This is a genomic window from Aeromonas enterica, assembly GCF_054052465.1.
The window spans coordinates 18,379-30,452 of sequence record NZ_JBSTYL010000036.1 but is presented as its reverse complement, the minus strand read 5'-3'; the positions used below and the strand labels follow the sequence as shown (position 1 = coordinate 30,452).

General features: G+C 61.0%; 8 protein-coding genes and 1 rRNA gene. 8 read left to right on the top strand and 1 reads right to left on the bottom strand.

Features of this window, described 5'->3' with window-relative positions; translation table 11 throughout:
• The 8 genes from rrf to ACW5XD_RS22485 form a co-directional block, all read left to right on the top strand.
• Positions 1–97 (top strand): 5S ribosomal RNA (gene rrf, locus ACW5XD_RS22520); the annotation flags it as partial.
• 152 nt (positions 98–249) lie between these two features.
• Positions 250–1,215, top strand: a complete 966-nt coding sequence (ebgR, locus tag ACW5XD_RS22515) for a transcriptional regulator EbgR (protein WP_456496820.1) — start codon at positions 250–252, stop codon at positions 1,213–1,215.
• 320 nt (positions 1,216–1,535) lie between these two features.
• Positions 1,536–4,610 (top strand): beta-galactosidase subunit alpha, encoded by a 3,075-nt coding sequence (gene ebgA, locus ACW5XD_RS22510; protein ID WP_456496819.1) that lies wholly within the window; start codon positions 1,536–1,538, stop codon positions 4,608–4,610.
• Positions 4,607–5,062, top strand: coding sequence for a beta-galactosidase subunit beta (locus tag ACW5XD_RS22505; protein WP_456496818.1), 456 nt, complete (start codon positions 4,607–4,609; stop codon positions 5,060–5,062). The genes ebgA and ACW5XD_RS22505 overlap by 4 nt, the downstream gene beginning before the upstream one ends.
• A gap of 102 nt (positions 5,063–5,164) precedes the next feature.
• Positions 5,165–6,610: an amino acid permease gene (locus ACW5XD_RS22500; protein WP_456496817.1), complete on the top strand. Its 1,446-nt coding sequence runs from the start codon at positions 5,165–5,167 to the stop codon at positions 6,608–6,610.
• 95 nt (positions 6,611–6,705) lie between these two features.
• Positions 6,706–7,044: a tRNA-binding protein gene (locus ACW5XD_RS22495; protein ID WP_456496816.1), complete on the top strand. Its 339-nt coding sequence runs from the start codon at positions 6,706–6,708 to the stop codon at positions 7,042–7,044.
• Between the two features lie 167 nt (positions 7,045–7,211).
• The gene (locus tag ACW5XD_RS22490) at positions 7,212–8,675 is read left to right on the top strand and encodes an amino acid permease (protein ID WP_456496815.1); all 1,464 of its coding nucleotides are present in this window, start codon (positions 7,212–7,214) and stop codon (positions 8,673–8,675) included.
• Between the two features lie 202 nt (positions 8,676–8,877).
• Positions 8,878–9,855 carry a bile acid:sodium symporter family protein gene (locus tag ACW5XD_RS22485; protein WP_456496814.1) on the top strand — a complete coding sequence of 326 codons (978 nt, stop codon included), beginning with the start codon at positions 8,878–8,880 and terminating at the stop codon, positions 9,853–9,855.
• Positions 9,856–9,912: 57 nt separating this feature from the next.
• Here the strand turns inward: ACW5XD_RS22485 and ovoA are convergent, their stop codons facing one another.
• Positions 9,913–12,063 (bottom strand): 5-histidylcysteine sulfoxide synthase, encoded by a 2,151-nt coding sequence (gene ovoA, locus ACW5XD_RS22480; protein WP_456496813.1) that lies wholly within the window; start codon positions 12,061–12,063, stop codon positions 9,913–9,915.
• Between the last annotated feature and the right edge of the window lie 11 nt (positions 12,064–12,074).

Genomic DNA, 12,074 nt, shown 5'->3' with positions numbered 1-12,074 from the left:
GTGGAACCACCTGATCCCATGCCGAACTCAGAAGTGAAACGCGGTAGCGCCGATGGTAGTGTGGCATTCGCCATGCGAGAGTAGGACACTGTCAGGCTCCTATTTAGAAGAGGCCTCCCATTCGGGAGGCCTTTTTGCTTTGGGATTTTTCCTCCCTCCATGGTTTTTTAGTAAAAATGCTGGGATGTCAGCACGTTGCTCGTTACTCTTGGTCTGGTATTGTCAGGAGTCATAGCCAGAGGAGTATGCATGGCCACGTTGAAGGAAATTGCGCAGGAAGCGGGGGTTTCCCAGGCGACTGTGTCACGGGTACTTAATGAAGACCCGACGCTGAGCGTCAAGGAAGAGACCAGGCAGAGGATCTTCGAGATCGCCGAGCGGCTGGAATACAAGACCAGCACGGCTCGCAAAGGGGTGCACAAGAGCAAGCTGCACTTTCTGGCTGTCTATGCCTACCCGCAGAGTACCGAGGTCAACGATCCCTACTATCTCGCCATTCGCTATGGCATCGAGACCCAGTGTGCTCGCCTCAATATCGAGCTGACCCATTTCTACAACGGTGCCGAGGGGCGTGAGCTCTCCGCCGTCGACGGTATTCTGGTTATCGGCCATCTGCCACCTGAACGGCTTGCCGCACTCTATTCCCTCTCTGCCCAGCTGGTGTTCGTGGACTGTCGCTCCCAGGGGGAGTTTGACTCGGTGGACGTGGATCTGGCGCTGATCAGCCAGCAGGTGGTGGATTTCTTCATTGCCCAGGGACACGGCCGCATCGGTTACATAGGTGGTCAGGATGAGGCGCCGGATCTGCGTGAGCTGGCCTTCCTCGACTACGGTCAGCGGCTGGGAGTGGTGCAGGAGAACGATCTCTATCGCGGGGACTTCTCCAGTGCCTCCGGCTATCGACTGGCGAAGGAGATGCTGGCGGGAGATTGGCCCAAGGCCTTGTTTGTTGCCTCCGACTCCATCGCCATCGGTGTGCTGAGAGCTATCCACGAGAAGGGATTGGCCATTCCCCAGCAGATCGAGCTCATCAGCGTCAACGATATTCCGACTGCCAAGTTTACCTTCCCGCCGCTCTCCACCGTGCGGATCCACTCCGAGTTGATGGGTTCCCAGGGGGTCAATCTGCTGGTAGAACGGCTTCGCGACGAACGTGAGGTCCCGCTGCGGGTACTGGTTCCCAGCCGACTGACCCTGCGTGGCACCACCCGGTAGTTTTAGTAAAACTCATTGGTTTTTAGCCGCACCATTCTGACATGGTGCGGCGACTCTCTTTATCCCGGATAGACATTCCCACGCTGAATAAATACTTAGTGCGTTGTTATATAATGATATTTTCATTTCCTTTCTTATGTAAATCAACATCCATGCCATTCAGGCAGACAAACCCCTCCTTTAGTCTCAGCTTCTGATCTCGCTCACAAATCCGGCCATCTTGTGTGATGGGGTTAAAACTTTACCGATCATTACCTGATATTTAGTAAATGTTTATTTAGAGTTTACCCAGTCAAAGTTGCCTTGTTCCGGGAGGACATGTGAATAACTGGGAAAACGTTCAATTCGTTGGTGAAAACAGGCTGGCTCCGCGCGCCTACTTCTTCTCTTATGCCGATTGCGTTGCGGCGGCCACCATGCAGCGCGAGCTGAGCCGCCGTTTTCTTGCCTTGAGTGGTCAGTGGCAGTTCCACTACTTCGAGCACCCCCTGCAGGTGCCGGAGGCCTTTTACTACAGCCCCATGAGCGAGTGGGGCCAGATCACCGTGCCCAACATGTGGCAGATGGAAGGGCATGGCCAGCTGCAGTACACCGACGAGGGTTTTCCCTTCCCCATCGACGTGCCCTTCGTGCCAACCAACAACCCCACCGGCGCCTATCAGCGCAGCTTCACGCTGAGCCCGGCCTGGGATGGCGAACAGGTGATCATCAAGTTTGACGGGGTGGAGACCTACTTCGAGGTCTATGTGAACGGCCACTACGTCGGCTTCAGCAAGGGGAGCCGCCTCACCGCCGAGTTCGACATCAGTGCCTACGCCAACACCGGCGAGAACCTGCTGTCGGTGCGGGTGATGCAGTGGGCGGACTCCACCTATATCGAAGATCAGGACATGTGGTGGATGGCGGGGATCTTCCGCGACGTCTATCTGGTGGGCAAACCGGCCGCCCATGTGCAGGACTTCTTCATTCGCACCGCGCTGGCCGATGACAATCAAAGCGCCACCCTGAGCTGCGATATCCAGCTGGAGAATCTGGGTGCGGCTGCCCGTGATCACCGTCTGGTCTGGTCGCTGCTGGATCAAGGCAGCGAGATTGCGACCGGAACGCTGGATCATCTCGCCATCGATGGCAAGTGTGATTGCCGCTTCACGCTGGATCTGGCCAATCCCCATCTGTGGAGTGCCGAAGATCCCTATCTCTATCAGCTGCAACTCTCCCTCTACAACGGTCAGGGCGAGCTGCTGGAAGTGATCCCGCAGCGGGTCGGGGTACGTGAAATCAAGGTCAAGGATGGTCTCTTTTACGTCAACGGCCACTACCTCAAGCTGCACGGGGTGAACCGTCACGACAACGACCACCTCAAGAGCCGCGCCGTCGGCATGGATCGTGTTGAACGCGACATCGTGCTGATGAAGCAGCACAACCTCAACTCGGTGCGCACCGCCCACTACCCGAACGACCCGCGCTTCTACGAGCTGTGCGACCAGTACGGCCTGTTCGTGATGGCGGAGACCGACGTGGAGACCCACGGTTTTGCCAACGTCGGCGATCTCAGCCGTATCACCAACGATCCCTTCTGGGAGCTGGTGTTCGTGGATCGCATCGAGCGCCACGTGCACGCCCAGAAGAACCACCCCTCCATCATCATCTGGTCGCTCGGTAACGAGTCCGGCTACGGTTGCAACATCAGAGCCATGTACCAGCGCTGCAAGGCGATCGACCCGACCCGGCTGGTGCACTACGAAGAGGATCGCGATGCCGAGGTGGTGGACGTGGTCAGCACCATGTATTCCCGGGTCTCCCAGATGAACTGCTTCGGCGAGTTCCCTATGGTCAAGCCGCGCATCCTCTGCGAATACGCCCACGCCATGGGCAACGGCCCGGGTGGCCTCAGCGAATACCAGCAGGTGTTCGACCGCCATCCCCACATTCAGGGCCACTACATCTGGGAGTGGTGCGATCACGGCATTCTGGATCAGGACGAGCAGGGCCGTCCCGTTTACAAGTACGGTGGCGACTACGGCGACTACCCCAACAACTACAACTTCTGCATGGATGGCCTCATCTATCCGGATCAGACCCCGGGGCCGGGCCTGCGTGAATACAAACAGGTGATCTGCCCGGTCAAGGTGCGCGCGCTGGATCTGGCGAGCGGCAAGCTGGCGGTGGAAAACCGCTACTGGTTCTCCAATCTCGACGACATCCGTCTGCTGGTCGAGGTGAAGGCCGAGGGCGAACTGCTGGCCAGCCAGCAAAGCCGGCTGGAAGGGGTGGCTCCCGGTGCTACCACAGAGCTGCAACTCGAGCTGCCATCCCTCGATGGGCGGGAAACCTTCGTCCAGCTGCGGGTCATCAAGGCCACCGCCACTCGCTACAGCGCGGCGGAGCACGAACTGGGCCAGTACCAGTTCCAGCTGAAAGAGTCGACTCGCCAGCTGCAGCCCTTTGCCAATCCCAACGCCACGGCGTTGCAGATTGCTGATGAGCGCCTCGACCTGACCCTGAGTGGCAGCGGCTTTGCCCTGCGCTTCTCGCACCTAGACGGCAAGCTGGTGAGCTGGCAGCAGGATGGCATCGAGCTGATTGAGCGGGCGCCGCGCCTCACCTTCTTCAAGCCGATGATCGACAACCACAAGCAGGAGTACGAGAGCCTGTGGCACCCGAACCACCTGCAGATCATGCAGGAGCACTTCCGCACTCTGAGCTGGCGTCAGCTGGATGACGCGGTCGAGGTGACGGTAGAGAGCCTGATCGCGCCGCCGGTGTTCGACTTCGGCATGCGTTGCCGCTACGTCTACACCCTGAGTCCGAACGGCCAGCTGCACGTGGCGCTGTCCGGTCAGCCCTACGGCGGCTATGACGACATCATTCCCAAGATCGGCTTCGAGCTGGGTATTCGCCAGGATCTCGACCGGGTGCACTACCTTGGCATGGGGCCGGGTGAAAACTATCAGGACAGCCGCCAGAGCAACTGGATCGACAGCTTCAACAACACAGTGGGCGAGATGTGGGAGCACTACCCCTTCCCGCAGGACAACGGCAACCGCCAGCAGGTGCGCTGGGCGACCCTGACCAACCGCCACGGCGCCGGTCTCTACGTGCGGCCCGATGCCCCCATCAACCTGAGCGTCTGGCCCTACAGCTGGGAGCATATCCACGCGGCGCAGCACATCAACGAGCTGGAGCCGAGCGGTTATCTGACCCTCAATCTGGATCACAAGGTGCTGGGGCTGGGCTCCAACTCCTGGGGCTCCGAGGTGCTGGACTCCTGGCGGGTGCGCTTCGAGCCGTTCAGCTTCGGTCTGACCCTGCTGCCCATCGCCCGTGGCAATCTCAATCCGGCTGCGCTGGCCGGGCTCGATCTCACCATCAACGGCGGGAGGAACCTCGCATGATCACCCTGGACAACCTGACCCTGTTCAAAAACATCTACCGGGAGGGCAAGAAGTGGGGCCGCTGCGTGGAGGCCATCAACAATCTGGCAAACCTCAAACCCGGTATCTGCCACTCCATCGGTGACTCCCTCACCTACCGCTTGCAGGAGGGGGCCAGCCCGGCCACCTCCCTGTTCGAGGGGCAGCGCCGCTACTTCGACGTCCACTACTACCTGGAAGGGGCGGAGACGGTGGAGTGGGCTGCCAAGTCGGATCTGCGGGTCGAGCAGGCCTATGACGACACCACAGACCGCGAGTGGCTGGCCGGCGAGGTGCGTGAGCGCCAGAAAGTCGGCAACGGTCAGGTGGTGATCTTCGAGAACGACGAGGCTTACCGGTTCACAGGCGACAGCCCGGTACGCAAGCTGATCATCAAGGTCACGGTCGAAGGCGGCTACTTCAAGAACAAATAACAAGCCGTTGGTTCTGCACTGACAAAGCCGGAAGGGCGGGGCTCACCCTACAAATCATGCCCCGCTCTTTCGCTGCAATAACTACAGGTCTGGAGATGCACCATGTCTGATTCCAAACGGAATACGATAGGCAAGTTTGGTCTGCTGTCGCTCACCTTCGCGGCGGTATTCAGCTTCAACAACGTCATCAACAACAACATTGAAATCGGTCTGGCCTCGGCCCCGATGTTCTTTCTGGCCACCCTTTTTTACTTCATTCCGTTCTGTCTCATCATCGCGGAATTTGTGTCACTGAATAAGAACTCTGAAGCGGGCGTCTATGCCTGGGTGAAAAGCTCCCTCGGCGGTCGTTGGGCCTTTATTTCCGCCTACACCTACTGGTTCGTGAACCTCTTCTTCTTCACCTCCCTGTTGCCGCGGGTGATTGCCTACGCCTCCTATGCCTTCCTCGGCTACGAGTATATCCTCACCCCGTTGGCCACCACTGGCCTGAGCATGGTGCTGTTTGCCTTTGCCACCTATGTCTCCACCAACGGCGCCAAGATGCTGGGCCCCATCACCTCGGTGACCTCGTCCCTGATGCTGCTGCTGACCCTCTCCTACATCTTGCTGGCGGGCGCGGCCCTGCTCGGCGGCGTGCAGCCGGCCGACCCCATCACGGTAGAGGCGATGATCCCCGATTTCAGCTGGGCTTTCCTCGGCATTACGACCTGGATCTTCATGGCGGCCGGTGGCGCCGAGTCGGTCGCTGTCTACGTCAATGACGTCAAAGGCGGCTCCAAGTCCTTCGTCAAGGTGATCATCATCGCCGGCATCTTTATCGGCGTGCTCTACTCCATCGCGTCGCTTTTGATCAACGTGTTCGTGCCGAGCGGCACCCTGAAATACACCGGTGGCTCGGTGCAGGTGTTCGAGGGGCTGGCGGTCTACTTTGGCTTGCCGGAGATCCTGATGAACCGCTTCGTCGGTCTGGTCTCCTTCACCGCCATGTTCGGCTCCCTGCTGATGTGGACGGCGACCCCGGTGAAGATCTTCTTCTCCGAGATCCCGGCCGGCATCTTCGGCAAGAAGACGGTCGAGCTGAACGAGAATGGCGTACCCGCCCGCGCTGCCTGGATCCAGTACCTCATCGTGCTGCCGCTGATGGTGATCCCGACCCTGGGCTCCAACACCGCGCAGGATCTGATGAACACCGTCATCAACATGACAGCCGCCGCCTCCATGCTGCCGCCGCTGTTCATCATGCTGGCCTACCTCAATCTGCGCCTGAAGCTGGATCACCTGCCACGGGAGTTCAAGATGGGCTCGCGCACCACCGGCATCGCCGTGGTCTCTGTGCTGATCGCCATCTTCTCGGTTGGCTTCCTGGCCTCCACCTTCCCGACCGGCGCCGACATAGTGACCATCGTCTTCTACAACGTCGGCGGAATCGTGATCTTCCTGGGCTTCGCCTGGTGGAAATACAACAGATATGAAGCCTCCCTGAGCGAGGAAGCGCGGGTGAAAGAGGCCCTGCCAGCGGCGCAGGTTTCCATCCAGCCTTCCTGATCCCCAGCGAATGGGGTCCGAGTGGCCAAGAGAGTGAAAGCGGGTGGCGGTAGCCACCCGTGACAGGTTGAACCACAGAACAGAAGGAGCATGGAATGAGCGAGACGATCGAGTTTGCCGAATTCAAACGGGTCGAGATGAAGGTGGGCAAGGTGCTGGAGGTGGTGCGCCATCCCGGGGCCGACAAACTCTATGTCGTCCAGATCGACGTGGGGGGCGAGCGGCCGCTGCAGACGGTCACCAGCCTGGTGCCCCATTACAGCGAGGAGGAACTGCTGGGCAGCCAGGTGGTGGTGCTGACCAACCTCAAGCCCACCAAAATGCGCGGCGAGCGATCCGAGTGCATGTTGCTCTGCGCCGAGACCCCGGACGAGAGCCAGAGCGTGCTGCTGCAACCCCGGGTGCCGATGGCACCGGGCACACCGATCGTCTGAATGGTATTGCGAGCCGGTGCGGTGAGACTGCACCGGCTCACCAACGAGGCCGCCCAGGCGGCCCGATTATAACAAGAGAGTAAAGAGCGGGGCCGACAGACCCTGGCCGAACACATCACAGAGTCACAGCGTTACCCGCAGGGAACGCGAGTCCATTGGAGGACACCATGTCTGAATCCGTACGCGGCACCATAGGCAAGTTTGCCCTGTTGTCGATGACCTTTGCCGCCGTGTTCAACGTGCGCAACATCGTCAACAACAACATAGAACTTGGGCTCAGCTCGGCGCCCATCTTTCTGCTGGCCACGCTCGTCTATTTCATCCCCTTCGTGTTCATCATTTCCGAGTTCGTCTCGGCCAACAAGAACTCCGAATCGGGCATGTATGACTGGCTCAAGAAGCCGCTCGGCACCCGAATGGCCTATCTAGGTTCGTTTCTCTACTGGTTCGTCAACCTGTTCTGGTTTGTCTCCCTGTTGCCCAACGTCATCGCCTACGCCTCATACGCCATGCTGGGGTATGAGTACAGCTTCTCACCCATGGTGACCTCGATCATCTCCATAGCGCTGTTTGCGGCGGCGACCCATATCTCCACCAAGGGGGCGACCTGGCTCGGCAAGATTGCCGAACTGGTGGCCTACGGCGTGTTCGCCCTGTTCGCCATCTATGTGCTGGGTGCCCTGATGGCGCTGAGTGGTGACCATGTGGCGGCCCAGCCCATCACCCTGGAAGCCATGACTCCTACCGTCAACTGGGCGACCCTCGGCATCATGTGCTGGATCTTCCAGGCGGCCGGTGGTGCCGAGACGGCGGCGGCCTATCTCAATGACGTCAAAGGCGGTCAGAAGTCCTTCATCAGGGTGATCATCACGGCCGGTATCGTCATCGGTGCCATGTATGCGCTGGGTTCCCTGCTGGTGAACGTGTTCGTGCCGCGCGAAAGCCTCACCTATGCCGGCGGCATGGTGGAGATCTTCACCGGCATGGCCCAGTACTTCCATCTGTCCGAGGCGCTGGTCGGTCGTGCGGTCGGGGTGGTGCTCTTCATCGCCATGTTCGGATCCATGATGATGTGGACCTCGGCCCCGGTGAAGATCCACTTCTCCGAGATCCCGCAGGGGGTCTACGGCGAGAAAACCACCCAGCTCAATGAACACGGGGTGCCGGTGCGCGCCGCCTGGTGGCAGTTTGTCTTCGTGTTCGTGATGCTGGTGGTCAACGGCTTCGGCTCCGAGTCGGTGCAGCAGATGATGAACACCGCCATCAACCTCACTGCGGGTACCGCCATGCTGCCGCCCATCTTCATCATGGTGGCCTACTTCGTGTTCCGCTGGAAACACGACGACACCCCGCGCGAGTTCCGCATGGGATCCCGCACCTTCGGCATGGCCGTGGTCTCGGTGCTCATCACCATCTTCGTGGTGAGCATGAGTGCCTCCGCCTTCCCGAGCGGGGTGGATCTGGTGCGCGCCTTCTTCATCAACGTCTTCATGACGGCGGTGTTCTCGGCGCTGGCCTACTGGTGGATCTCCCGCTTCGAGAAGCGTCAGGCCAGCAAGCTTGGTGGTAATGACAAGAAAACCGGCAACTGCAAGCTGGTAGACGGTGCCAAGCCGGCCAAGCAGCGCTGAATCGCCGGGCTGGCGGCCAGCCCGGGTTGTTTAATTTCCTGCACGCGGCGAGGGGGCGCTCAACTTTGCGCCTCCCGCATATCGGGGTAAGCTGGGGATTCGTTTCAACGGGAGGTGCCAGACACCTCCTGTTGTGTTTCTTGTCGTCCCTGAACCCGGCCTCTTTGATGAGGACGGGATCTGCTTCCGATGGAGACCGCTCGTGCGTCTGGATCCCTTTACCTGTGTGCTTATTCTGGTGGTCACCCTGGCCTCCCTCTTTCCCTGCGAGGGGCAGGTGGCCGTCTGGTTCGCGCTGCTGACCAAGCTGGCGGTGGCACTCCTGTTCTTCATGCACGGCGCCAAGCTGTCGCGCCAGAACCTGCTGGCGGGGCTGGGTCACTGGCGGCTGCATCTGGTGGTGATGGCCAGCACCTTTGTGCTGTTTCCGCTGCTGGGGCTGCTGCTTACCCCGCTGGTGCCGCAATGGCTGAGCCCGGCCATCTATCTCGGTTTCCTCTACCTCTGTGCCCTGCCCGCCACTGTACAGTCAGCCATCGCCTTCACCTCCATGGCGGGGGGCAATGTGTCGGCGGCTGTGTGCAGCGCTTCGGCCTCCAGCATCCTCGGTATCTTCCTCTCGCCGGTGCTGGTGGGGCTGATGATCAATGTACAGGGGGAAGGGATCGATACCTGGCACTCCATCCAGGCCATCATGGTGCAGCTGATGCTGCCGTTCGTGGTGGGTCATCTGTCGCGGCCCCTGATCGGCCGCTGGGTCGACAGCCATCGCCCGCTCATTGGCAAGCTGGATCAGAGTTCCATCCTGCTGGTGGTCTATGTGGCCTTCAGCGAGGCGGTGGTGCAGGGGATTTGGCATCAAGTAGGCTGGTACGATCTGGCCAGCATAGTGCTGCTCAGCTGCGTGCTGCTGGTACTGGTGCTGGCTTGGAACGTCTGGATCAGCCGCCGGCTCGGCTTCAACAAGGCGGACGAGATCACCATCGTCTTCTGCGGATCCAAGAAGAGTCTGGCCAACGGGGTGCCCATGGCCAACGTCATGTTCCCCGCTGCCAGCGTCGGTGTCATGGTGCTGCCGCTGATGATCTTCCACCAGATCCAGCTGATGGTCTGTGCCGTGCTGGCCCGTCGCTATCACGAGCGGGCGGCCCTGCCCCAGGTCTCCGGGCAGGAGGGATAGGCCGTTTGGGCAAAAGAGAGGGAGGCCATGGGCCTCCCTCTCTCATTTGCCGCATTGTCAGCGCTTACGCCAGACGGTCAGCTGAGCCACCGTGTGCTGGTACTTGCGGGCGGTCTCGCGGATGACGAAGGGCACGTCTCTGGGCGGGCAGTGCTCCTCGAACTCCTCCGCCAGCAGCCGTTGCAGCGCCTGATAGGTGCTGAGGGCTTCGCCGTTTTCACGGATGCCGCCGAGCCAGTTGTCCTTCGGGGTGTAGTCGGTCAGCCAGGTGTAGGGGCTGGTGAGCACCAGCAGACCGCCACTGCGCAGTCTGGGAGCAATGTCCCGCAGGAAGCGGGCCGGTTCGCGCAGCCGGTCGATCAGGTTGGCGGCGAGCACCAGATCGTAGTCGCCGTACTTGGGCTTGAGGTTGCAGGCATCCCCCTGGCTGAAGTGGACGCGCTCGGCCTGCTCGGCGCCGAGACCCAGGCTCGACAGCCGCGCCTCGCAATACTCCACCAGATCTCCCTCCAGCGGCACGGCATAGCGGAAGCTGTCCTGGCTGGCGAGCGCCAGTGCCACGTCGATGAAGCGGGCCGAGTAGTCCACTCCGTCCACATGCTGGAAGTGACGAGCCAGTTCGAAGCTGGCGCGGCCGGTGGCGCAGCCGATGTCCAGCGCGCGCTGGTGGTTGCTGCCCAGTTCGCTGGCCAGGTCGGCCAGGGTCTTGGCGTAGTTGGCCACGCCGAAGTGAGCCGGGCCGTACTGGAAGTCCAGGTATTGTGCTACGAGCGTGTCGGTTTCATAAGGATTCACGATAACGGGTTCCTGATAGCGGGAGACCAGATAGCGGAAGCCCGCATGCTGGAAGAAGTGGCGACGAAAGGCGTAACGGGATGACTTGAGGGCCTCGTTGCCCGTGCTTATCCAGCTGCCGCCCTTGATGAGGGTGTGCTTGCCATCGAAGGTGGGGGTGGAGAAATCATCGTAGAGCGGGTGTACCTTGAACCCCTCGAAGCCGTCGATGGCGGTGCTGGTCCACTGCCAGACGTTGCCCACCAGATCGAAGAAGCTGCCCTGGGGGAAGGCGTCCACCGGACAGGAGGAGGCGAAGCGGGCCAGATTGAGGTTGCCGGGTGCCTCAATCCAGTCCGGCTGATCCCCCGCCAGCTGGTCGCGCAGCAGCGCCCACTCCCCCTCGCTCGGCAGCTGGATGGGCAGCCCGGTCTGGGCCGCTTTCCAGCGGCAGAAAGCGGCGGCCTCCAGCTGATTGACCTCGGCGGGCCAATCCCAGGGCATGGTTACCCGCTCCGTCATCAGCCGCAGTTGCAGTTGCTCGGGTTCGCTGGGATCGCCGACCCAGAAGGTGGGCATGCGCGCCATGGCATACTGGCACCAGCCCCAGCCTTCCTCATCCCACCACTGCTGCTGCTCATACCCCCCCGCCTGCACGAAGGCGAAATACTCGGCATTGCTGACCAGCATGCGGCTGGCCTGAAAGGGGGCGACGTCGATGTGGCGCTCGCCATATTCGTTGTCCCAGCCATAGGTGGCATCCTGCTTGCCGAGGCGCACCTGACCCCCTGCCACCGGCAGCAGGTTGTTGGCAGGCACGTCCGCCATCTGATTGCGTACCTGGGGGCAGGCGGGCCAATAGGGGCGGGGCCGTACCCAGGCCAGCGGCAGTTGGCGGATCAGCACGCTGGAGGTCTCGAGATGGATGCGCTCGTGCTCTATGCCCATCAGGATGACCCAGGCCGGGCTCTGCCAGTCGATAGGCAGGGTCAGCGGCATCCGCTCGATGAAGTCGGCCACCAGGGCGCGCACCTGTGCGCGGTAGTCGCGCAGCTCGGCGACGGCGGGCCAGTCGTAGTGGGTCTCGTCGAGATCGTCCCAGCTCATCTCGTCCACCCCGATGGCCACCATGGCCTCGATGCGGGCGTCGAGCCGGCTGTCGATGAGGCGGGCCGCCAGCAGCTTGTTGATGAAGAAGGCGGCCGTGTGGCCGTAGTAGAAGATCAGCGGATGGCGCAGCGGGATCGCCTTGTTGAACCAGGCTCGCTCATCGGCCAGACAATCGAACAGCGAGTCGTAGAGATCGAAGGTCTGGCAGAAGTAGGCCAGCAGTTCACGGCGTTTCTGCTCGGGGTCGCTGCCGGTCAGCAGCGGGGTGCGGGTCGGCTCGGGCAGGCCGACGGCGGTGTAAAACGAGGTGCTGACTTGGGTCACGCTCTGACTCC